Source organism: Arthrobacter sp. 1088 (assembly GCF_031455315.1).
Taxonomy (GTDB): domain Bacteria; phylum Actinomycetota; class Actinomycetes; order Actinomycetales; family Micrococcaceae; genus Arthrobacter.
In genome coordinates this window covers 1-21,980 of record NZ_JAVDSM010000022.1, presented here as the reverse complement: position 1 = coordinate 21,980, position 21,980 = coordinate 1, and the positions used below count along the sequence as shown (strand labels likewise).

The following is a 21,980-nucleotide window of genomic DNA, read 5'->3' as shown; positions in this document are numbered from 1 at the left end:
TCGTCGCCGACGACACTGTCGTAGGGCCATTTGATCCGCAACCGGTCAGTATAAGGCTGACGATAATTGCAGCGACGACGTGCCTGGTGAGCTTCATGCGTTCCCCCCGGAATATTGTGGTTGTTAGATCGGATTGGCCTGTCCTGGGCACCGCCTTGTAACGGGACGCCGCTGCGTTGGTGCTAGTCAACCGCGCAGCGGCGCGTGATCTCGCTCAGGATGCTAAGACGGCGTCCCTCAAATAATTCCAAATTGTCCAAGCGGTAACGCGCGTAGGTTGACAGATCGGAAGGCAGCACCGGCGACTCGAAGTTGTCGAAGGGGAGCAGGAAGCGAACGGCACCATGCTCATCCAGGAAGTCACCGAGAAGGAAATGATCAACGTATCCGGTGAAGGAACCGAATAGCTCAAAGAAATCCGCGTGGCGCTCCAGGGTAGTGGCCAAGGGACTCGTGCCACCCTCGTAAAAGCGTCGGATCGCTTCGAGAGTCAGGTCCCACCTATCTTGAATCCGCGGATGGGTGCCTCGATTCTGATTGAGACTCCCTTGCGAGACCGGAAAGACTATGAAGCCGCAGATCGTGTACGAGCGTTGCAGAAACGCGTCATTGACCTCGTCTGAAAGCTGCGCGTAGAGATGGCTTAGCTTCCGTCGATGACGCGTCGCAATCGTGTCGCTCCCGAGCACAATTCTGGTGCCGTCTGCCTCATAGACAAGATACGGAGAAAGGGCGCGCGCGGTATGAAGCTCGAACGGCCGCCCGTCAGGGAGCGGCTTGCTCCATAGAAGCTGGTGGTAGCGCCGGAGCGTTGGACTGTAGCTGTCAGGGTCCTTACCGGCCGGAGTGTCATCGAAGAAGTTGTAGTCCACGTCAATCTCACAAAGATCTCCCATGAACTGAATCTAGCAGCGACCGAAGTCGGCTCTCGGTCCTCGACACGCCCCGCGGCTCCGCCATACAGCCAGGCTTTACCCAAGGTCCCTCTCGCCCAATTGACGGTGACTCTCACGGACACTTCAAACGTCTGTAAGAGGATCCCCTTTTGGGAGATCAGCAGACGGAGATCGTAACTAGCTCGGCGTCAACCGCAACAAAGGGCGGACCGGCTTTAGATGTGCATTGGGGTTGTGGGTCGGCGGCAAATGGAGGAGCTGGCGAAAGTTGGACTGGCCAGATTCATACCTATCCTGGGCCGGGCCGCCTTTCTCGGGTCAGTGGTTCTTGGGGCGGCCGGGGCTTAGTGTCAGGAGACTACTTTGGCTTAACCGTTGCATGCCCGAGTTCGGAGGGTTTAGATGACAAAACGTGAGATCATCGGGTCGGCCCTGGGTCTGATTATTACCATCGGAGTGACAATCTTCGTGATGTCCTTTATTTTTCCGCCCAGCCACCCAAGCTTTGCGCCGATGCTTGCAACGATCGTTGTGGTCTTCGTTTTCATCGAAGTGGGCCGGAATCTTTGGCTTCACAGACGGCGACAAAGAGACGATAGCAAGCAACCCTAGCAGTATTGCTCGTTGACCTTGAGCGGCAGTTGGTAGGGACCCCGATTGCTGCCAGGCATGGATACTTGGCAGATACCGAGGCAGTGTCATTTGGCTTCGAGGCCGAAGGTGAAGCAGTTTCGGGTGGCTTCAAATCGTTGCCAGAATTCCTTCGGCCCCCGGACACAGGGAGGGAACTTGTATGAAGGCCAGATACAGCAAAGCGACGGAGGATGCATTCTTCTCAAGCTTGGGTCTGTTCCATATCGGCTATTTCCTTCTGGGGACAGGGTTCCTTTTCCTTGCGATAGTCCAACCCAATTTGAACGATCCCGGCACCTATTGGGCCATTGGCCTAGGAGCACTTCTCATGATCGTCGGAGGCGTCCTAATCATAGGAAATGCAGGAAGACGATGGCTGCAAGTACGCCAATCAGCGAAGGAAGACCGCAGGCGCATCCAAGAAGGTCGACCTCGCGAACGAGATGATCCACCAGAAGCAACGCCGGGCAACCAGGCGTAAGGCCGTTTATCCAAGCCGGTGTCGTCCTGCTCGCCCCAATGCTTGGAGGCGATCGGGTGGATGCGCCGTAAGTCGAGAATACGATGGCGGGGCTGAGCTGACATGAGGGAAGACAGATCGAGCAGGGCAACACGGAAAGCCTTCTTTTCGCTCTTCGGACCATTCTCGGTAGCGAATCTTTTATTGTTGGTGATGTTTGTTTGTCGTCCTGCTTGTAGTTAGGCCCAGCAGATATGACCCTGGTACATATTGGGCGCTAGCGCTCATGGGGATTCTTGGCATTTCTGCGCTTGTGGTCGTGATTTGGGGCTCATGGGGTCGCCTCGTGCGCCTCACCGCGTCCGCCAAGGAGGATCGTAGGCGACTTTCAGCTGGCCTCCCGGTCGATGCAGACGAGAACCAGCCTCCTGAACCGCCACCTGGGAGCGGGCTATAGCCGTTGCATGCTTTTCGGGGGCCGGTCACGGGAGATGGGACAGACCCGAAGCGATGAGGTCTATCGTCGAATCAGGGACTTATGAAGGTCTTTAGGGATAGATTGTTCCCATGCTCATGGGCGCCGTAGCAGTCATGTTTGGTCTGTTCGTCTACGCTATTTCGAATGCCCTGGCGACGTGGGCTGCCAACTGGCATTGGACGCTTCGAGATGAGCAAAAGCCGTCGTATGCTGCCCGGAAACGCCAAACAATAAGAATTGGTGGGGGCTGCTTCACGTCCTTTGGCGGTGCCATCCTGCTGGTGGTGTTGCTCGTCGGTCTCTTGAGCGGACGTTGGCATTGGATCACAATTACTGCCTGATATAAACGTTCGTCAACCGCAGCATCACAGCGGCACTTTGGATATTTTGGCTCGGGGGCTGGGGTGACACTGTCGTTGGTCTTTATAACTGTTGGATTGACGTGGCTGCTCCTGCGAAAGCGGATTGCACGCCGCCAGTACTTCATCGCTGCCCGGATGCTCGGCTGGGGAGCTGACGATCTGGATGGTGACCGGGTGCAGGGCTTCGAAAAGTTCGGAATCTTCTTCTGCTCACTGTTGATCCTTGCAGGCGTCATCATCTTGGTGCTGACACTCGTTCTCCGGCCACCGTGGGGAGGAGCCTAGATGAACCACCAATTTCTCGGCATTGTTGGGGGATTCCTTGTCCTTAGCGGAGCCATCTTGTACTTGCTCCGCAACAAGCTTGCGCGCGCTGGAGTCGATGGGTGGGCCCGGCTTCCCGAAAATGCCAGGTTCAAGACCTACGAGCGCCAGCTCGTCTGGTCGAAAATTGCTGCCACAGTAGTGGCCGCAGCGGGGTTGGTTTTCCTCGCACTATTCATGCTTCGGAGCTAGGATTGCTCGGATTCAGTTCCGTCATTGAAAAGGCCCGGGGCGACATTCCGGACGCCCAATGGCGGCCCTTCGCACCCGGAAGGTCTCCCTGCGTGGCGGTTTGCCGGTGAGGGTCCGTGATGAAACACTCTCGCCATGAGTCCTTGGTTCAAACGCCCGGAAGGTCCCTCGCCGCTGACGGAAGCGACGGTCCATTTCGTATGTGCTTCCACCGCGATCAATGCGACCCGGCGGCAGATCTGGGACTTCATCAAACCGCCGGAGAATGCTGCCCTCCTGTCGCCGGGTGTGGTGAGCGGCTTCCGGGCTCCTGACGTGGAGGGGCTCGGCGAGATCCAGGTCTTCATCTCGGTGCGTGCTGGAATTGAACAAGTGTCTGCTTTGGAAATCATGGAAGAAATTCCTCTTCAATTAGCTGTCACCCGCATCTTGGGCGGCACAGATTCAGCAGCGCGCATGCGGTACTTCATACATCCCGGCGACAATGGCGCGATGATCCTCGATATCGGGCAGTACTTCACGATCCCGGCCGAGGACGCCGAAAATCTCGCCAAGTACGAACAGCACTACTGGCTCGGGTGTCAACAGCTTGTTGACCGGGTGAAGGCATTCTTTGAGCAGTCCGCTGCACGTCGCTTCTGACCCTTGGCCGGGTCGGCACATGTCGGATTCCTGTAACGGCCGTCAGCGCTGGTGCCCGTTGGGCCGAAAACAGTTCCCATGGGCCGAAGCGTTCAGCCGATCCTGATCACAGCGGCGGAGTGTTCGTCGTTGGGATATGTGGGGCCTTTGAGGGCCTGAAAATCCCGTGGTGCAAAGAAGCCCGCCGATGAGGGACCGACGGGCTTCCGCATTCGACACTATCGCCAGATGCCCAGGACATCGAATGCAAGTTCCACAGGACCACGCCCTCGTCATGGCGGGGCTTGGTGCGGCAGGCTCGTGGAGGGCTCGGGTAACTTGGTGCCAAGTTGCGGCGCTTCTGGACGTGGGGGATTGGAGGCCTGCTCCGTTGCTGCGGCATAAGAGGTCAGATAAGCTCACAGTGCCCCGCCCCACTGCAGGGAAGGGGTTCTGTTTAGGGGGATTCAGTGCGCCGCTTCAGCATGTCCGTTGTTGCCCTTTTCGCCATATCATTGGCCGGCGTTATTATGGCCGCCCCTGCACGCGCCGACGATTTCCTGTGGCATAACTTGGTCCAGGAATTTTGGGACAACGGTGCTGTCTATTCAGACCTCGTAGCCATTCAGGACGACGGGATGGTCTCCGTCTATGCAGCGAACCCTGAGATTCAGCCTCAGCGGGCAGGGGGTTACGTAGGCGCCGACGTAGATGCCTTGCTTATGCCGGGGGATTGGGATGGTGATGGCTACGCTGACTGGATGTATCGGGCCACCGACGGCGGGCTGCACGTGAGGGCCGGCTGGAGCAGGACTACCCCTGTGGGCCAGATCGGTTGGGGCTGGGACGTCATGACGGCTGTGACCTCCCCGGGTGACTGGAACGGTGACGGAGCCGCAGACGTCCTTGCCAGGGACAGCACTGGTGCCCTGTGGATGTACAAGGGCAACGGTCACGGCGGCTGGCTTCCCGGCCGGACCCAGGTCGGCTGGGGGTGGAACGTCATGACGGCCATCTTCAGCGGACATGATTTCAGCGGCGACGGGCCCTCGGACGTGATCGCCAGGGACACCAACGGGCAGCTGTGGCTCTACCCAGGCAACGGGTACGGCGGATGGCTGGGCCGCATTCAGATCGGGTGGGCGTGGCAGGGCATGGACCTGATCACCGCCCCGGGCGATTACGACAACGACGGGTACGGCGATGTCATCGCCCGGGACAACACTGGCACCATGTGGCTCTACCCCGGAAACGGAAGCGGGGGCTTCACCGGTGCTAGAAGCGTCATGGACATCCCAACTCCGCAGCTTTTCGGGTGACGGCGTTTTCGCTGGTAGCACCCCATCAGCAGCTGGCGAAACATCCTCGACGGCAGGATCCAACCGACGACCAGCGCCGCCAGCAAACGACGGTGTTAGACATTCGCCTTGATCCCGTCGTCAGCGCTTCTTAGGGATTGGATTCACTTCCGCAATTCCCGTGATGCGTCTGCAAGAACAGTCCCGCCCGCGGATGAGCTCCTGAAGGTCCGTCCACGCACGCTTGCGGAACCGGGCGCATGGATGTGGCCTGCAGGCAGCCCGCATCCATGCAAGCCACTCATGGTCCAAGGTTTGTTCCTTTCCATGCGCGACGCCGGGTTGGAAACGCAACAGTGAATATTGCGGCGGCTATGGCAGGCCGAGTACCCTCGCGGCAAGAGCGTGTCGCTGGGGTGCGCTAGGAATTGGGGGGCTACCGTGCGCCGTCTGGTCATGATCCTTTCTGCTGTAGTTGCCATGACGCTTACCCAGCCCGCGATGGCTGCTCCCGCCCGCGCAGATGACTCCTGGCACAACTTCATTCAGCTGTGGTGGGACTGGGGTGTAGTTTATTCCGATCTGGTCACCATCACTGACGAAGGCGGAGTCATTGTCTATGAGGGTAAGCCGGGTTGGGAAGGGCAGGGTCTGGGCCCTGGAAACACTGTCGTTTTGGACGCGGACGCCTTGGTGACACCGGGGGACTGGGATGGAAATTCCCAATCCGATTGGATGTTCCGCAGCAGCGACGGCGGCTTGTACTTACGCACCGGCATTGGCGGGGCCGACGCGGAACAAGTCGGTTGGGGCTGGGACGTGATGACAGCAATGGTTTCACCTGGAGATTGGAACGGTGACGGCGCCTCCGACGTTCTGGCCCGCGACGACGCGGGTGCGCTCTGGATGTATAGGGGCGACGGCTCTGGTGGATGGCTGCCCGGGCGCACCCAAGTCGGGTCGGGGTGGAACATCATGGCTTCCATCTTCAGTGGACGTGACTTCAATGCGGACGGGAAGCCGGACGTTCTCGCTGTGGATACGGGTGGTGCGATGTGGCTGTATCCGGGAAACGGGGCTGGCGCGTGGATGAGCCGCGTACAGGTTGGGTGGGGCTGGCAGAAGATGGATCTGATTGCCGCCCCCGGAGATTTTGACTATGACGGACATGCCGACGTCATCGCCCGCGATATCGCGGGTTCCATGTGGCTCTATCCTGGCAACGGGGCAGGCAGCTTTACGTGGACACGGCGGCTCCTGAACATCCCAACACCGGCACTCTTCGGCTGAACTGCGCGCCAGCCCGGTGGCGAGGGTTCTTCGCCCACTCGAACGAGCAGCTATCCTCCTGGGACGCCGGTCTTCATGCACGCACGCATGAGTCCATCATTGAGGCCATGCTGCCGGCTGAGGGGCGTAACGGGGCACTTGGACGCACCAAGGCGGCCATCCAAACGGCATGCCTCTGTCTAAATTTAGCTCGAAGCGCTGAAAAGCGTCGGGGGCGTCGTGGCTAGTACCAATACCGGCGCCCAGCCAAGATGGGGCGATTGAGCGCGCCGAGAATAAGCAGTATGAGGCCGATGGCCAGCACAATCCAGCCGATGGTGACGAGGATGCCGATATTGAGTAGCCAGCCGACGATCAGCAGAACAAGTCCCAGGATGATCATTTCTTTCCTTTCGCGTTGTCGAACAAACTAGTCATAAACTAAGCGCCCTTACTAAATCAAGATTACCCGCACCGGAAGGAAATGGGGATGCTGCTAAACCTGGCCGTGCCAACGAATCGCCATGACTTGCCGGAAAACATGAACAGGGCAGGGCTCAGAACCAATGCACGCTGTGTCCGTAGATGAAGAAAGGCCCCGCATCCCTCATAAACAAAGGGAAGCAGGGCCTTTCTACGTGGCGGTGACGGTGGGATTTGAACCCACGTTGGCTTTTACACCAAACAACATTTCGAGTGTTGCACCTTCGGCCGCTCGGACACGTCACCAACTGAAATAGGGTACCGGAGTTGGGGCCGGTTCCCCAAAACGAGCCAGAAGCGAGCGCTCGGACACGGGCCCGGGAAACGCCGGGAAGTGAACTCAACTTCCGCGCACCCCAACCCAGCGATAGATTCATAAGCATCATGACTATCTCGCACGAACAAGAACACGAGGCCCAGGCATACTGGGTCACTGAGTCGGGACACGGTGAGTTGCGCCCGGAAGCCATACCAACTCCGGGTCCCAAAGAAGCCCTCGTCAGGACCCTGTACTCGGGCGTCAGCCGCGGCACGGAGCGCGTGGTGCATGAAGGGCGCGTTCCGGAGCGCGTTGCTGATCTTATGCACGCCCCTCATCAGGAGGGCGACTTCCCAGGGCCGGTCAAGTACGGCTACCTGTCCGTCGGCGTCGTAGAACAAGGCCCGGACAACTGGACCGGCAAAACCGTCTTCAGCCTGCACCCGCACCAGGATTTCTACGTAGTCCCCACGAGCCAGCTCACAGCCATCCCGGAAGGGGTGCCTGCCCGCCGTGCCGTGCTTACGGGCATCGTGGAAGTGGCCATCAATGCCCTTTGGGAAGCCGGGCCGAGGCTGGGAGACCGTGTCGCCGTCGTCGGTGGCGGCCTGGTGGGCGGTGTCCTGGCGACCATCCTTCGGAAGTATCCGCTGGGCCGCCTGCAACTCGTGGATGCAGATGCGGATAAGAGAAGTCTCGCCGAAAAACTCAACATTGACTTCGCGCTCCCGGACGAGGCAGAGAACGATTGCGACATCGTTTTCCACTGTTCCGCATCCAATGAGGGTCTCAAACTGAGCCTTCAACTGGCCGGCGATGATTCCGACGTGATCGAGCTGTCGTGGTTCGCTGACAAGGAAGTCAGCCTGCCGCTGGGCGAGGATTTCCACGCCCGGCGGCTCACCATCCGCTCCAGCCAGGTTGGGGCCGTGGCGCTGCCGAGGAGGCACCGGAGAACCAACGCCCAGCGCCTCCAACTCGCGGCGGCAACCCTGAAAGATCCGCTGTTCGATGCATTCCTCAGCAGCGAGTGTCAATTTCAGAATCTGCCCATCACCCTCGTTAAGTTGTTTGAAAAGCCCGGCGGCTTTTGCCACGTGGTCGCCTATCCAAAGCCGGAGGAATAAGACATGTTCAGCCTGACCGTCCGACGCCACTTCATGATTGCCCACAGCCTTCCCCGCGAAGCGTTCGGCCCAGCGCAGGGCCTCCACGGTGCTACGTTCGTCGCCGAGGTGACCTTCCGCCGCCCCGATCTCAACGAGGACGCGATCGTCCTGGATATCGGTGCTGCAGGCGGCATTCTCGAGGATATTCTTGACGACCTGAACTACAAGAACCTCGACGAACACCCCGCGTTCAAGGGCAAGTTGTCCACCACGGAGGCGTTGGCCAAGCACATCGCCGACGCAGTTGCCGCACGCATCACGGACACCCCGGATGGACCAGCCCTCAACGGTATCGACGTCCTCCTTCGCGAGAATCCGGATGCGTGGGCAGGATATTCACTGGAGCTCCCGGCCAAGTAATGCACATCCGCTTCCTGGTGCCGGGAAACGTCGGGCACGGCTCCGGCGGGAACAAGTACAACGCCAAGCTCGCCGAGCAATTGACAGCCCTGGGCGTCGGGATAGAGACAGTCATCGTCGACGGCGATTGGCCGGTTGGGAGCGCGGCGGACCGGCAGCGGTTTGCCGGAATGCTCGACGGCGGCACCACAGTGATTGCCGATGGTTTGGTCGCCAGTGGGGCGCCGGATGAAGTGGCGGGCGCGGTAAGGGCAGGAACCAAGGTTTGGATCCTGTCCCACATGGCGCTCGCAGACCACCCGGACCATGAAGCCAGGGCCATGACCGCAGCCACGGGAGTGATCTGCCCGAGCGCCCATGCTGCTGCCGCACTGGAAAAAAGGCATGGCCTCAAAAACGTGGTGGTTGCCCATCCCGGAGTTGAAGCGGCTGAAACAGCAAAGGGTTCGAAACCCCCTCACATCATGGCCCTCGCCGCGTTGCTGCCCAACAAGAGCCAAACAGAACTGGTGGAAGCACTCGCCACGCTAATGGACCTCCCATGGACGGCCGCCCTGATCGGCACAGACCAGCCGGACCCGGCGTACGCGGCAGAGGTCAGGGCCGCCGTCGAACGTTACAAACTCCAAAACCGCATCATGATGACTGGGGAGTTAACCGGCAAACCGCTGGAGGACCAATGGAGCACAGCCGATCTCAGCATCCTCATCTCGAAGTCCGAGGCGTTCGGGCTGGTAGTGACGGAGTCCCTGGCCCATGGCGTTCCGGTTGTTGTCCGGCAGGGGAGCGGTGCTGTGGAAGCCCTCGGGAACACGGAAGCCGGGATGGCGCTTGACCTCACACAGCCCAACAACCTTGCCAGCACCCTCCGGAGATGGCTCATTGACCAAGAGCTCCAACAGCGCTGGCGTACGGCAGCACTCCAGGCGCGGTCCGACCTTCCCGGGTGGGACACCACAGCAGCAACCGTTCTGAAAGCCCTCGGCAGCGGCGAGGGTGCAGAATAGGGCCATGACGCCCAAAGTCCAGACCATACCTGCCGCAACAACCCTCACCCCGGAGCGTCTCCGGGCCTGGGCCTGGCACAAACAAGGACTCGACGGGTCACTCGCAGGAAAGACATCCGAGGAAGTCCTGGACCACGCCGGCTGGGCACGCTCCGTAGGCGGCGCCAATCCGTACCTGACACTGTTTGCGCGGGCCGGAATCAGCCGCGAACAGGTGGACCGCGACGTCAAAGAACTGTGGATCCACGAACTCCCCACTGCCCGCGCCTGCACCTACGTCCTGGGCCAGGCCGACTTTGCCTGGGGCCTGCAGGTTGGCCGGGACGCCGCCATCGCCCCGTTCAAAGTGCTGGCCAGGATGGGTGTCGAACGCGGCGAGATCACGTTGTTGGAAGACGAGATTGAGCATGCCCTCAAAGAATCCAGTGATCCCCTGGACCCCAGACAGCTGAAGGACCAACTGGGCGATTCCGTCCGGAGCCTCGCGGAGGAAGGCAAGAAGAAGGGCGCCGCCACCACGCTGCCCACGGCCCTGGGCCTGCTCCAAGCCGACGGCCGCATCCGCCGGGTCCCCATCAACGGCCGCCTCGACCAGCAGCGCTACGCCTACACGAGCTGGGGCCTGCCGCCCAGCAAACTCGACGACGACGCCGCCCGCCGCCTCCTGCTCGAACGGTACTTGCGCTGGACTGGCGGAGCGACCCTCAAGCAGAGCCAGTGGTTCACCGCGTTCACCGTAGCCCAGACCAAAGCGGCGCTCGCCGGCGTCGGGGCAGTAGAAGTGCCCACGGCAAACGGTGACGTGCTGTGGATGCTTCCGGACGACGTCGAACGCCTGGCCGACTTCCAAGAGCCCGGAGACGAACAGATCCAGTTGCTTGCAGGCACGGATTCACTGGTCCTCCACAGGCGGAATTCGGCTGACATGTTCGCTGAGGAAGACAAAGGAAAGAAGGTCCTGGACACCACCCTTGCGCTTCAGGCCGACCTCCCGGATCACCCGATTCTGGACCGGGGAAGGATCATCGGCCTGTGGCAGTACGATCCCGGCAAGGAACGCATCGCGGCCTGGACGTTCGCCAAGCCCACTGCTGCAGTCAGCAAGCGGATCGCCGAAGTTGAAGCATGGATTCGCGATGAACTAGGCGATTTCAGGTCGTTCAGCCTGGACTCACCAGCGTCCCGCCAGTTGCGGATCGACGCCCTCAACGAGGCCGCTGGTCTCTAACGCGCTCAGCCCGAACAGGCATTCAGCCCGAACCGTACGGCCGGGTAATTGCTTCGAGGAAGTGCCCGTCCGGGTCGCAGAAGTAAATCCCTCGGCCGCCGTCGTTGTGGTTGATCTGTTGCGCACGGGAGCGTGCGGGGTCTGCCCAATAGGGAATGTGTTCGGCGGTGATCCGCAGGAAGATCGAATCGAACTCCTGCTCGCTGACCAGGAAGGCATAGTGCTGCGGCGCGATGGTTCCCGGGGCTTCGAGGAAGTCCAGCGTGACGCCGTTCTCCAGGGAAACAGTGACAAAGGACCACATCGGCTGTGGTGTGGGAAGCCCAAGGATGCGGGCCAGAAACGCAGCGGACGCGTGCTTGTCCTTGGCGTAGACGATGGTGTGGTTGAAAGCGATTGTCATGATTGGCTCCTCAGCATAGAGCTCAAGCGGGCGATCGGTGCTCCGCCGCCGGTACGCGGTGCGTCGCGAAGAAGTCCCGAAGGAGCGTTGCGCATTCTTCCTCACGCACGCCTGCGTAGACCTCCACCCAATGGTTGAGCCGGCGCTCGCGGAGGATATCGAACACGGAACCTGCGGCCCCGGCTTTCTCATCCCACGCGCCAAACACGACGCGGGGAATCCGTGCCAGGACAATTGCGCCGGCGCACATTGCACACGGTTCGAGGGTTACCACCAAGGTGCAGTCCTCCAGGCGCCATCCATCGCCCCCTTCGCCCAATTCGAGGGCGTGGCGTTGCAGGGCAGCCGCGGCTTCACGGATGGCGACGATCTCTGCGTGGGCGGTTGGATCCCCGTGCGCTTCCCGTTCGTTGCGTCCGGAACCCAGCACACCGCCGTCGGGTCCTAAGACAACCGCGCCGATCGGCACGTCGTCCGTCTCCAGCGCCAGCCGGGCTTCGTCCAAGGCAAGGCCCATCCAAGCCATGTGTTCTGCGTGATACGGCTCGTTGGCGCTCATATCTCAATGATAGTTTTGGACGATGCGCACACTCGTCGTGGACCACCCGCTGGTCGCTCACAAGCTCACCGTTCTGCGGGATAAGAACACCCCTTCACCGGTCTTCCGGCAGCTCACTGAAGAACTCGTCACCCTTCTGGCCTATGAGGCCACCCGGGAGGTCAAGACACAGCCAGTCGAGATCGAGACCCCTGTCACGAAGACCATTGGCACGGCGTTCACCAAGCCGACTCCGCTGGTGGTACCCATCCTGCGCGCAGGCCTGGGCATGCTGGAAGGCATGACCAAGCTGGTTCCCACCGCCGAGGTCGGCTTTCTGGGCATGGCCCGCGACGAAGAAACATTGGACATCATCACCTACGCTGAGCGCCTCCCCGAGAACCTCACCGGACGTCAGATCTTTGTGCTGGACCCCATGCTTGCCACCGGTGGCACCCTGCGCGAGGCCATTAAGTTCCTCTTCAAGCGCGGCGCCTCGGACGTTACCTGCATCTGCCTGCTGGCCGCTCCGGAAGGCCTCGCCAAGTTGGAGGAGGAGCTGCAGGATGCCAACGTGAAGGTGGTCCTGGCTTCGATCGACGAGAAGCTCAACGATAAGTCGTATATCGTTCCCGGCTTGGGCGACGCCGGCGACCGCCTCTACGGCGTGGCTGGCTGATCCGCGCGCCCCTACCGCTTTCCGGCGTGCCCGGTTAGCCTGTGGCGCATGGACTGGAAACTTGAACTGGTGTTTGTCCCTGTGTCCGACGTGGATCGCGCGAAGGACTTCTACGTCAACAAAGTTGGTTTCAACGCCGATTTCGACGAGCGTCCCATGGACGGCATCCGCTTTGTGCAGTTGACCCCGCCTGGGTCGGCTTGTTCCATCGCCATCGGCGAAGGGCTCAGCGATGCCCCTCCGGGAACAGCGCCATCCCTGCAAATGGTGGTGAGCGATATCAACAAAGCGCACGAGCACCTCAAGGCCAATGGCGTCGAGGTCAGCGATATCGATGTCCAGGACTGGGGACACTTCGTCCACTTTGCGGACCCGGACGGCAATAAGTGGGCTGTGCAGTACATTCCGCACCGGCCCAACGGCTAGGTCACAGTTCGACGCCACCCCTGCATGGTGCGGCAGGATGGAGCCATGAGCCATCCTGCCGAACCAACCTCGCCTTCCGCACAAGCCGAACGATCGCCAACCCTGACCGTCCGTGCTGTTCTGTTCGACATGGACGGAACACTGGTTGACTCCACAGCGATCGTCGAGCAGGTGTGGCTGGAATTCGCGGAACGATACGGCCTGGATTACAACGAGATCCTGCGGACGTCGCACGGCGTGCAAGCAGGCGATACTGTGCGCCGGTATGCTCCAGCAGGAGCCGATCTTGAAGCCTTGACTGCCGAGCTCGGCCAGATGGAACGAACGCGGACCGACGGCGTGATTGCCCTCCCTGGCGCCGAAGCGCTGCTCGCTGCCTTGCCGGACGACGCCATTGCGCTTGTCACATCCGCGGACCGCATCCTTGCCGATATCCGGATGAAGGCCGCCGGCCTTTCCATGCCGTCTACTGCGGTCACCGCCGAAGGCGTTACGCGCGGCAAGCCGCACCCGGAGGGGTACCTCAAAGCCGCAGCGTTGCTGGGCGCGGAACCAGCCGACGTCGTGGTTTTTGAGGACGCCCCGGCAGGTATCGCGGCCGCCCGGGCCGCCGGGATGCGAACCGTGGTGGTCGGCGACGCCGGTGGCGAGCTTGAGCCGGGCATGTGGCGTATCCCGGACTACTCCGCAGTCACCGTCGCTGCCGTGAAGGACGACGACGGCGGTCACCTCATCAGCTTCACGCTTTAGTCTGTTCGCCTCCGCTGTTCCAACCGGTGAAGCGGGAGTAGGCTGTGCGCATGTCTGCGTTGCCGGAGGCGTACGGTGCTGCACTGGAGCGGGCCATGGCGCACGCTACGGATTGGCTTGCCTCGGTGCCCGGCCGTTCTGTGCGGCCCACGTACGACGCCGATCAGGTCGCTTCGAGCCTTCTTTCGAGCCTTCCCGATGAAGCAACGGACGCGGCTGACGTAGTAGATGAGCTCGCCGCATTGGCTGAGCCCGGGTTGATGGCAATCCAGTCCGGACGCTTCTACGGCTGGGTCATGGGCGGGACGTTGCCAGCTGCCATGGCCGCAGATTGGCTTGTCTCGGCATGGGACCAAAACGCCGGGCTCAGGTTTGCGACCCCAGCCGCCGCCGCGATCGAAGAATCCGCAGCGGCCTGGCTCCTGGAGTTATTGGATCTTCCGCGAGGATCCGACGTCGGGTTCACCACTGGCGCTACCACCGCCAACTTCGCGGGGCTGGCTGCCGGGCGTCAATACCTGATGGACGAGGCAGGGTGGGACCTCGCGGACCTGGGCCTGACCGGGGCGCCGCGGATCACCACGTTTGCAGGCCGCGAACGGCACGCCGCCGTGGACCTTGCCCTGCGGTATCTGGGGCTGGGAGCCTGCGTTCCCGTGGACACTGACGATCAAGGCAGGATCCTCCCGGAGGCACTCGCGGATGCCATGGATGAACAACCCGGCCCTTCCCTCGTGTGCCTGCAGGCCGGCAATCTGCATTCCGGAGCGTTCGATCCGATGTCCGAAGCCATTGCGGTAGCCCATGACCGCGAGGCCTGGGTGCATGTGGATGGCGCATTTGGATTGTGGGCTGCGGTCAGCCCTCAATTGCGCGGGCGGCTGGCCGGAGTAGAGGCAGCCGATTCGTGGGCCACTGATGCCCACAAAACATTGAACGTCCCGTACGACTGTGGCTTGGCCATCGTCTCCCGGCCGGAAGCGCTGAGACGCGCCTTCAGCGTCCACACGAGCTACCTCATTGCAACGGAGACCGGACTGGGCGATCCGTTCGACAAAGTTCCGGAACTGTCCCGTAGGGCCCGGGGCATCCCGGTGTGGGCTGCCCTCCGGCAGTTGGGCCGGTCCGGAGTCATTGCCATGGTGGACAGGCTTGCAGCAAACGCCCGCGCGTTGGCGGAAGGCCTCGCTGGTATCCCGGGCGTGGAAATTCTCAACGATGTAGTTTTCACGCAAGTCTCGGTCGTCTTCGGCAGTGATGACCGCACACGCCGGGTTACTCAACGGCTCATGGCCGAAGGCATTGTGTGGATGTCCGGTTCCTCGTGGCGCGGACGCGATATCCTCCGGATTTCGGTAAGCAACTGGTCCACGGACGCAGGTGACGTAGCTGCCTCCATAGCAGCCGTTCGAGGTGCGGCAGAGGCCGAACCGGAAGCATAGAGGCGTCCTGTTACAAGGCCGAGCGCGCCTTCTCCAGGTATGCCATCAGCCCGCCCAACTGCTCAGCGGTCCACGGCAGTCCCGCGCTGATGGCCTGGCTGTTTTCCTGCCAGGTTGCACGTGCTGCAGCTTTGGTGTCCTCACTGGAGTGGAACATGGAACCGATGCCGTCCCATGAGCGCACCCATTCCTGGACCGAGGGGTCCGTGACGGGCCTCTCGGCTTGGACGTGCGCCAGTCCTTCTTCCACGAGGGCAGCCCACTTCTGCTTGGCAGCTTCGACTTTTTCTGCGCCGAGTTCTTCCCGCTTGTCCGCGAGTTGCTGGCGTTGTTCGGCTGTGAAGTTGTTTTCGAGCACGGTAATCATCTCCAACGTTGACATGAATTGTTCAGGGGTGGGCATGGCGTGTCTGTCCATGCGTGACAACAGCTCGCCCAAACGGTTTTGGAGCGCTTGGAGTTGCCGGGCGTGCTCCTGCACATGGACCAGCTGCTGTTGGAGGAGGCCCCGAAGGGACTCCAGATCATCCTCGGGCGCTTGCAGCGCCTTGCCGATGGCCGCGAGCGGAAGCCCCAGCATCTGAAGCGATCTGATCCGGTATAGCCGGCGTAGGTCGCCCTCCGAATACCTGCGATGACCGGACGATGTCCTTTGGCTTGCGGACAGCAGCCCGATCTCGTCGTAGTGGTGGAGCGTCCGCACGCTGACACCGCACGCTGTGGCCAGCTCACCGATGCTCCACGGCCCGGATCCTGTTGTTCCCGTCATGGGCACAACGCTAAGTCCTGACGCAACGTCAGGTGCAAGTGGGTGTGAAACCCGGAAGGCACATTTAACGCGAAAACCGCCCCGCCTCCCGCCCGGGCGCATCAGTAGATCACTTCTGCGAACGGCGGAAAGCGGGGCGGCAATCGGGCCTTGCATGGTTTGAGCCCGCTGGGGTGGGCTCAAGCCTGCTTATTGAGTTGGCTTAGTACCAGTTGTTGGCCAAGTGGAAGGCAAGGGCCGCCGAGGGGGAGCCGTAGCGTTCCTTGATGTAGTTCAGGCCCCACTTGATCTGGGTCTGGTAGTTGGTCAGCCAGTCATCGCCTGCGGTTGCCATCTTCGAAGCGGGCAATGACTGCACGATTCCGTAGGCACCACTGGAGGTGTTGGTCGCGGTGGTCCGCCAGTTGGATTCCTTCTCCCACAGTGTGTTCAGGGCAGTCATTTCACCCGGACCCCAGCCGTAGTTGGCGAGGATGCTGGCGGCGTATGCCTTGGCAGCGGCGGGATCGTCCACGGCCTTGGGAGTGGCGGCTGCGGCTGCAGCAGCGGCGGCATCGGCAGCCTGCTTGGCGGCTGCATCAGCGGCAGCCTTTTCGGCGGCGGCCTGTGCGGCAGCTGCCTGGTCGGCGGCGGCTTTCTCGGCCGCGGCCTTTTCGGCAGCGGCTTGTGCGGCAGCTGCCTGGTCTGCAGCGGCCCTGTCTGCAGCGCCCTTCTTGGCAGCAGCATCCAAGGACGCTGAGATTTCAGCTGTTTTGTTGCTGGCCTGGGCGGTAGCCTGCGTCTCGGACGCCCGGCTCGTTTCGGGGAGATTGAATGCGGCGTTTGCGGCCTGGCCAAGCGATGCGACGCCCAATGCTGCGGCAACGACTCCTGCAACAACAGACATTCGTTGCCCGGTCTTGCCGCGGCGTGCAGCGTTCTTCAGAACGGTTTGCGACTTCGTCAGGGGAGTGTTGTGATCGTCACGGTGACGCGCGGAAGGGCGCGTCTGATCGTTGAATTCAGACATGTGTGATTACCTCTCAGCGCCTGCGGAGTTAGCTGTCGGGTTCGGATGAGGTCATCCGGCCGCGCGCGTAGCTGCGGCTTCACCCCAAGGGCAAGGAAAGTACTGTGCCCGGAGACTCTGGGTCCCCCGTCTCTGCCTCGAATGAGAACGGAACTCCGGGAAGTGGCAGAGCTCGGCGCATCCCGGGTGTGGGCCAGTTAGGGGCGACCCACCCTTTCGAAGGTACAGGAGGTTTCGGCTTAAGTCACATTTGGGTAACAGAGATCACGTTCACGGCGAGTCATGTTGCCTGATTCGTTATATGCGTTCGTTCAAAGCTGCGGGGAGTCGGAGAGTGAACTCCGTGCGTCCCGGCTGGGACGTTACTTCCACACTGCCGCCATGCGCCTGGACGATGGATTCGACGATTGACAAGCCCAATCCGGAGGTCCCTTCCGACCCCGATCTCGCCGCGTCAGCCCGGGCAAAACGCGAGAAGATTCGCCCCTGGAAAGCAGTCGGAATACCAGGCCCGTTGTCCGTGACGGTGACCACCGCGCTACCGTCGGCGGAAAGCATGACGCCTGTGACCACCGTGGTACCGGGATCGGTGTGCTTGCGGGCGTTGGACAGCAGATTGGCCAGCACCTGATGCAGCTGGGTTGCGTCCCCGCGCACCGTAATGGGCTCGTCAGGGAGTTGTAGCTTCCAGATGTGGTCCGGTGCCATCACCTTTTCGTCGCTGACTGTCTCGATCACCAGCTGCGTCAGGTCCACATCCGTGACCTTCAACGGCTGGCCTTCATCCAGGCGCGCCAACAACAACAGGTCCTCCACAAGCGTGGTCATCCGTTCCGACTGGCTCTGGACCCGCGCCAGCGACTTCCTGCCGTCCTCCGTGAAGTTCTCCGTCATACGAAGCAGCTCGGTGTATCCACGGATGGCGGTCAGCGGTGTCCGAAGTTCGTGGGAGGCATCGGCAACGAACTGCCGGACCTTGGTTTCGCTCTCCTGACGCGCTTCCAGGGCCCTGGAAACGTTGTTGAGCATTTGGTTCAAAGCGTGGCCCACGCTGCCCACTTCAGTTCCAGGATGAGCGGCCGACGGCGGTACGCGCACCGCGAGTGCCACCTCACCGGCGTCGAGGGGAAGGCGCGATACTTTCGTTGCAACCTCGGAGAGTTGCTCCAGCGGGCGCATGGTCCGTCGGATGATGACGGTGCCGGCGAGGCCGATCAGCACCAGGCCGCCAAGCGAAACAAACACCATGGTCCATACCAGCGAGGCCTCGGCATTTTGCTTGTCAGCCAACGGCAGGCCTGTCGCAATAACATCGCCGTAGTTGGTCTCAACTGCTACCAGCCGGTAGTCGCCGTTGGACAATGAACGGTCTACGGGCCGGTTGTCGCGGGGGAGCGATAGCAGGACCTGCTTGTCTTCTGCCGAGAGCGCGACGCGGCGACCGTTTGCGTTGAGGAAGCCCGAGTTGATGACCGTGGAACCATCGATCCTCGCGTTAAGTGTCCCGGCGCCTTGGCCACGGGCCTCAAGGGGATCCGGCCGACCGCTGGAGGGAAAGTTCGACGGCGGTCTGCCGAAGTCATTCGCGCGGCCTGACGCCTGCTCCAACTGCTTGTCGAGCTGTTTGTTGAAGTACATGTCCATGGAGGCGTAACTAACCACTCCAACTGCACCGCAAATCGCCACCAGCAATGCCATCGCCACCAGGACCAACCGCGTGCGCAGATGCCAGGTGGAGGGATTGAGCCAGTTCCGCTGGGTCTTACGGGCTACTCCGGAAGAGGTGGACAAGATTCAGTCCGCAGGCTTGATGACGTAGCCAGCGCCACGGATGGTGTGGATCATTGGCGGGTGGTTGGCTTCGATTTTCTTGCGCAGGTAGGAAATGTACAGTTCCACGATGTTGGCCTGCCCGCCGAAGTCATAGTCCCAGACGCGGTCCAGGATCTGTGCCTTGCTGACCACGCGTTTGGGGTTCTCCATGAGATAACGAAGCAGCTCAAACTGGGTTGCCGTGAGCTGGATGTCCTCGCCGGCGCGCGAAACCTCCCGTGTGTCCACGTTGAGGGTGAGATCACCCACCACCAGTTCCGCTGTATCCATGGCCGCAACGCCCGAGCGTTGTACGAGACGGTGCAGTCGCAGGAGAACCTCCTCCATGCTGAAGGGCTTGGTGACGTAGTCGTCCCCGCCGGCGGCCAGGCCAACGATGCGGTCCTGGACAGCGTCCTTGGCCGTGAGGAACAGTGCGGGCACTTCCGGCGCGAAGGCGCGGATCCGGTTGAGGACCTCGACGCCGTCGAATCCTGGAAGCATCACGTCCAGCACCAGCACGTCGGGGCGGAAGTCCTTGGCAAGCTTCACAGCTTCCGGTCCGTCGGCTGCCACCGCTACGGACCAGCCTGCCATGCGGAGGCCCATGCTCATGAGCTCAGCGAGACTCGGTTCGTCGTCCACCACCAAGGCTCGGATGGGGGAGCCGTCCGGGTGGGAAAGCTGGGGAAGGTTGTTCGTCATGGAGTGCGGGGATGCCATGTGACAACTCTCCATTCTGCTGGTTTGCCGAAGCTTTGCCGGTCCTGTGAGGATGCTGTGAGGTCAACACTAGCCACGTGGGAGTTCATTGGTAGGCGTTGCGGGAGTGCGGCAGTGAATACTCGCCTTCTACGGCTTGTAGCAGATTTTGAGGGAAAAATTCGAGCTTGGAGCAGGTTGCGATTGGACAGCAAGTGTTTCAGATCTTGAGATTCCGTCCTTTTGCCCCTCATGGGAATCAGGGAGGTCATCATGCACCATCTGCCGAAGAAAATTCATGATAAGCCGAATATTTCTCACCGAGACCGAATGAAATGACGTTCATTTTCCGCGACGGAGGAATTGTGATCTGCGGCACAATAGACCCTCTTGTCTCAAAATGTGGACGGTTTCACGCTTTGTTACTTGCGTGTTGCCATTGTTACGTTGCACACTTCCAATGTGAACAAGAACTCAACAGCACCTGCAGCCGCAGCAATCTGGTCCAGCACACCCGCTGGCGACGAGACCCGCTGTTGTCGAATGCAAGCCTAACTTTCCACCCCGAAGAAGTTTCAGGCATTCGCCCCCTAGCCCAGCGTTGGGCGCCCTTCCCCAAACTCATTGCGGGGACAACCAGCATTCGAAGCCGCGATGACGGCTATTCACTTTTGAGGTAATCACTCCATGTCAGTTGCATCCGGTTACGTCCACATCTCCGTCCGAAACGCCAACAAGGCCGCTTCCAACGCAGGCCTCCGCCCCGGCTTCGGCAACCGCCCCGGCTACGCCCCCGCCACCCAGGGCAACGGCCAGCAGGCTCCCGGCTACGTGCCCCAGGGCTACAACCCCAACTCCTACGGCCAGTTGCGGGCAGTTCCAACCAATGAGCCAGCACCCATGACGGCGCCTACTCCCGTCATTGCGCAGTCTGACCGCCTCCGTCCCGTTGCCAACGACAACGTGGCCCGCGGCTTCGTGCTCTACATGGGCATTGACGAAGAAACTGCAGCAGCGGCTGGAACCTCCATTGCCAAGCTCGCCCAGGAAATCCGGGCCTACGCCCAGTCCCTGGTCACCGGCGCTGAGAGCTACGCTGCAGTCGCCGTCGCACCCGCCGGGGCACCCGGCTCCGCGCTCGACGTCGTACGTTCCACCTTCGGTGACCCCACGGTCGCCGCCCGCCAGCGCACCGAGGCTTCACGCCCGGCACCGCAGCAGGAAGCCCGCCCCTCCGGCGTGTTGATCGACCTCGCCCGCCGCGAAGTCCACCTCGACGGTGAGTCGCTGAACCTGACGTTCAAGGAATTTGAGCTCCTCAACTACCTCGTCGAAAACGGCACCCGCACGGTTGGCCGCGACGAACTGCTTGAGGGCCTGTGGCGCAACGCCGAAGAAGTGCCCAACGAGCGCACCATCGACGTCCACATCCGCCGCCTCCGCTCCAAGCTGGGCCGCCTCGCCAACACCGTACGCACCGTGCGTGGCCAGGGCTACCGCTTCTACGAACACCCTGAGGTCATCGTCTGGGCCGCTCCGGAATACTCGATCTAGCTATTGCTTCCGCGAAAGCGCCTGTCCTGTAAAGGGCGGGCGCTTTCGCTTTCGCGGGACGATTCCTTGGCGCCTGCGCTCGTACCTCACGCAACAACGGCGCTTTCGGGATGCCCCGCTGCGCTGCAGCGCCCTCTCTTCGGTGGGACGCTTTCGAGCTTTCGGGGCCAGTGAGCATGTGCCTTCGCGGCGCTAAGGTTGTGGAATGAGTGACCATCACATCAGGCGCCTTGTGATCATGCGCCACGCCAAAGCGGATTGGCCCATGGGGGTCCCGGACCATGAACGTCCCCTCGAGGAACGCGGACACCGTGAAGCTCCGCTGGCTGGGCGATGGTTGCTCAAGCATGGGGTAGTTCCAGACTTCATTCTGTGCTCGTCTGCGCTGAGGACCCGCCAAACCTGCACGTGGGTGTGCGATGAGTTGGGGGACAAAGCCCCGACGCCCAAGCTCGAGGACGGCTTGTACGCCGCCTCGGCAAACCGGATGTTGACCGTGATCAACCATGTCCCGGACACTGTCACCACCTTGATGGTGATCTCGCACATGCCCGGTGTCCAGGACCTGGCCATGCATCTTGCTTCGCGCGACTCGGACCATGATGCCTACATGGATGCCGCCACACGGTTCCCAACCAGTGCTTTGACCGTGATGGAGACTGAGAAGCCATGGGCGGAGCTGGATGGGCAGGACGCCCGTCTGACGCACTTCAAAGTGCCGCGCAAGTAACCCAACTGACTGGCATTAGGGGTTGTTTCGAGGGCTTCGAATCATGCGGTGATCGCAACACCTGATTATTGAAGGGTGTCGATTGCCGTGGTGAAGTTCTCAAGTCGTTTGGTTGCTGAGGTTGTTC

At 61.3% G+C, this 21,980-nt stretch carries 24 protein-coding genes, 1 tRNA gene and 1 riboswitch; of the genes, 16 read left to right on the top strand and 9 right to left on the bottom strand.

Annotated features, from left to right (window positions below; translation table 11 throughout):
• Window positions 1-182: 182 nt before the first annotated feature.
• Window positions 183-896, bottom strand: coding sequence for a DUF6994 family protein (locus J2Y41_RS22380; RefSeq protein WP_309931814.1), 714 nt, complete (start codon window positions 894-896; stop codon window positions 183-185).
• 1,660 nt (window positions 897-2,556) lie between these two features.
• Here J2Y41_RS22380 and J2Y41_RS22375 point away from each other — a divergent pair.
• The 6 genes from J2Y41_RS22375 (at window position 2,557) to J2Y41_RS22350 (ending at window position 6,554) form a co-directional block, all read left to right on the top strand.
• Window positions 2,557-2,808, top strand: coding sequence for a hypothetical protein (locus J2Y41_RS22375; protein WP_309931812.1), 252 nt, complete (start codon window positions 2,557-2,559; stop codon window positions 2,806-2,808).
• A 63-nt stretch (window positions 2,809-2,871) separates the two neighbouring features.
• Complete coding sequence (locus J2Y41_RS22370; protein ID WP_309931810.1) at window positions 2,872-3,114, top strand: hypothetical protein; 243 nt, start codon at window positions 2,872-2,874, stop codon at window positions 3,112-3,114.
• Complete coding sequence (locus J2Y41_RS22365; protein WP_309931808.1) at window positions 3,115-3,345, top strand: hypothetical protein; 231 nt, start codon at window positions 3,115-3,117, stop codon at window positions 3,343-3,345.
• Window positions 3,346-3,480: 135 nt separating this feature from the next.
• On the top strand, window positions 3,481-3,987 hold the full coding sequence (locus J2Y41_RS22360; RefSeq protein WP_309931806.1) for a hypothetical protein: 507 nt from the start codon (window positions 3,481-3,483) through the stop codon (window positions 3,985-3,987).
• 449 nt (window positions 3,988-4,436) lie between these two features.
• Window positions 4,437-5,285 (top strand): VCBS repeat-containing protein, encoded by an 849-nt coding sequence (locus J2Y41_RS22355; RefSeq protein ID WP_309931804.1) that lies wholly within the window; start codon window positions 4,437-4,439, stop codon window positions 5,283-5,285.
• Between the two features lie 435 nt (window positions 5,286-5,720).
• Window positions 5,721-6,554 carry a VCBS repeat-containing protein gene (locus tag J2Y41_RS22350; RefSeq protein ID WP_309931803.1) on the top strand — a complete coding sequence of 278 codons (834 nt, stop codon included), beginning with the start codon at window positions 5,721-5,723 and terminating at the stop codon, window positions 6,552-6,554.
• A gap of 223 nt (window positions 6,555-6,777) precedes the next feature.
• On the opposite strand, the gene J2Y41_RS22345 is transcribed toward J2Y41_RS22350, so the two are convergent.
• Window positions 6,778-6,936 (bottom strand): hypothetical protein, encoded by a 159-nt coding sequence (locus tag J2Y41_RS22345; RefSeq protein WP_224094353.1) that lies wholly within the window; start codon window positions 6,934-6,936, stop codon window positions 6,778-6,780.
• Window positions 6,937-7,172: 236 nt separating this feature from the next.
• A tRNA-Ser gene (locus tag J2Y41_RS22340) sits at window positions 7,173-7,262 on the bottom strand.
• Window positions 7,263-7,400: 138 nt separating this feature from the next.
• On the opposite strand from J2Y41_RS22340, the gene J2Y41_RS22335 reads away from it, so the two are divergent.
• The 4 genes from J2Y41_RS22335 to J2Y41_RS22320 are packed head-to-tail and all read left to right on the top strand — an operon-like array spanning window position 7,401 to window position 11,039.
• Window positions 7,401-8,402, top strand: a complete 1,002-nt coding sequence (locus tag J2Y41_RS22335) for a zinc-binding alcohol dehydrogenase (RefSeq protein WP_309931800.1) — start codon at window positions 7,401-7,403, stop codon at window positions 8,400-8,402.
• A 3-nt stretch (window positions 8,403-8,405) separates the two neighbouring features.
• Window positions 8,406-8,804, top strand: coding sequence for a 6-carboxytetrahydropterin synthase (locus J2Y41_RS22330; protein WP_309931798.1), 399 nt, complete (start codon window positions 8,406-8,408; stop codon window positions 8,802-8,804).
• Window positions 8,804-9,811: a glycosyltransferase family 4 protein gene (locus J2Y41_RS22325; protein ID WP_309931796.1), complete on the top strand. Its 1,008-nt coding sequence runs from the start codon at window positions 8,804-8,806 to the stop codon at window positions 9,809-9,811. The genes J2Y41_RS22330 and J2Y41_RS22325 overlap by 1 nt, the downstream gene beginning before the upstream one ends.
• 4 nt (window positions 9,812-9,815) lie before the next feature.
• The gene (locus tag J2Y41_RS22320; RefSeq protein WP_309931794.1) at window positions 9,816-11,039 is read left to right on the top strand and encodes a DNA glycosylase AlkZ-like family protein; all 1,224 of its coding nucleotides are present in this window, start codon (window positions 9,816-9,818) and stop codon (window positions 11,037-11,039) included.
• Window positions 11,040-11,061: 22 nt separating this feature from the next.
• Here J2Y41_RS22320 and J2Y41_RS22315 read toward each other — a convergent pair whose 3' ends face one another.
• Together J2Y41_RS22315 and J2Y41_RS22310 are read right to left on the bottom strand one after the other, a co-directional pair.
• Window positions 11,062-11,442: a VOC family protein gene (locus J2Y41_RS22315; protein WP_309931793.1), complete on the bottom strand. Its 381-nt coding sequence runs from the start codon at window positions 11,440-11,442 to the stop codon at window positions 11,062-11,064.
• 22 nt (window positions 11,443-11,464) lie between these two features.
• Window positions 11,465-12,001, bottom strand: coding sequence for a nucleoside deaminase (locus J2Y41_RS22310; RefSeq protein WP_224094362.1), 537 nt, complete (start codon window positions 11,999-12,001; stop codon window positions 11,465-11,467).
• Between the two features lie 22 nt (window positions 12,002-12,023).
• Between J2Y41_RS22310 and upp the strand changes: the two genes are divergently transcribed.
• Genes upp through J2Y41_RS22290 form a run of 4 tightly spaced genes read left to right on the top strand, consistent with a single transcriptional unit; the run spans window position 12,024 to window position 15,277 of the window.
• On the top strand, window positions 12,024-12,659 hold the full coding sequence (gene upp, locus J2Y41_RS22305) for a uracil phosphoribosyltransferase (protein ID WP_309931791.1): 636 nt from the start codon (window positions 12,024-12,026) through the stop codon (window positions 12,657-12,659).
• Between the two features lie 48 nt (window positions 12,660-12,707).
• Window positions 12,708-13,085, top strand: a complete 378-nt coding sequence (locus J2Y41_RS22300) for a VOC family protein (RefSeq protein ID WP_224094365.1) — start codon at window positions 12,708-12,710, stop codon at window positions 13,083-13,085.
• Window positions 13,086-13,130: 45 nt separating this feature from the next.
• Complete coding sequence (locus J2Y41_RS22295; RefSeq protein WP_309931788.1) at window positions 13,131-13,835, top strand: HAD-IA family hydrolase; 705 nt, start codon at window positions 13,131-13,133, stop codon at window positions 13,833-13,835.
• 50 nt (window positions 13,836-13,885) lie between these two features.
• Complete coding sequence (locus tag J2Y41_RS22290) at window positions 13,886-15,277, top strand: pyridoxal-dependent decarboxylase (RefSeq protein WP_309931786.1); 1,392 nt, start codon at window positions 13,886-13,888, stop codon at window positions 15,275-15,277.
• Between the two features lie 10 nt (window positions 15,278-15,287).
• Here the strand turns inward: J2Y41_RS22290 and J2Y41_RS22285 are convergent, their stop codons facing one another.
• From J2Y41_RS22285 to J2Y41_RS22270, 4 genes are all read right to left on the bottom strand, one after another.
• Complete coding sequence (locus J2Y41_RS22285; protein WP_309931784.1) at window positions 15,288-16,046, bottom strand: MerR family transcriptional regulator; 759 nt, start codon at window positions 16,044-16,046, stop codon at window positions 15,288-15,290.
• A 202-nt stretch (window positions 16,047-16,248) separates the two neighbouring features.
• Window positions 16,249-17,055 (bottom strand): hypothetical protein, encoded by an 807-nt coding sequence (locus J2Y41_RS22280; RefSeq protein ID WP_309931781.1) that lies wholly within the window; start codon window positions 17,053-17,055, stop codon window positions 16,249-16,251.
• A 3-nt stretch (window positions 17,056-17,058) separates the two neighbouring features.
• A riboswitch (cyclic di-AMP (ydaO/yuaA leader) is annotated at window positions 17,059-17,243 on the bottom strand.
• Between the two features lie 109 nt (window positions 17,244-17,352).
• Window positions 17,353-18,846 carry a HAMP domain-containing sensor histidine kinase gene (locus tag J2Y41_RS22275; RefSeq protein WP_309931779.1) on the bottom strand — a complete coding sequence of 498 codons (1,494 nt, stop codon included), beginning with the start codon at window positions 18,844-18,846 and terminating at the stop codon, window positions 17,353-17,355.
• 3 nt (window positions 18,847-18,849) lie between these two features.
• Entirely contained in the window at window positions 18,850-19,590 is a 741-nt protein-coding gene (locus J2Y41_RS22270; protein WP_309931777.1) for a response regulator transcription factor, read from the bottom strand.
• Window positions 19,591-20,256: 666 nt separating this feature from the next.
• On the opposite strand from J2Y41_RS22270, the gene J2Y41_RS22265 reads away from it, so the two are divergent.
• Both J2Y41_RS22265 and J2Y41_RS22260 read left to right on the top strand, forming a co-directional pair.
• Window positions 20,257-21,123 carry a winged helix-turn-helix domain-containing protein gene (locus J2Y41_RS22265; protein WP_224166449.1) on the top strand — a complete coding sequence of 289 codons (867 nt, stop codon included), beginning with the start codon at window positions 20,257-20,259 and terminating at the stop codon, window positions 21,121-21,123.
• A gap of 205 nt (window positions 21,124-21,328) precedes the next feature.
• Entirely contained in the window at window positions 21,329-21,853 is a 525-nt protein-coding gene (locus tag J2Y41_RS22260; RefSeq protein ID WP_309931775.1) for a histidine phosphatase family protein, read from the top strand.
• The last annotated feature ends 127 nt before the right edge of the window (window positions 21,854-21,980 follow it).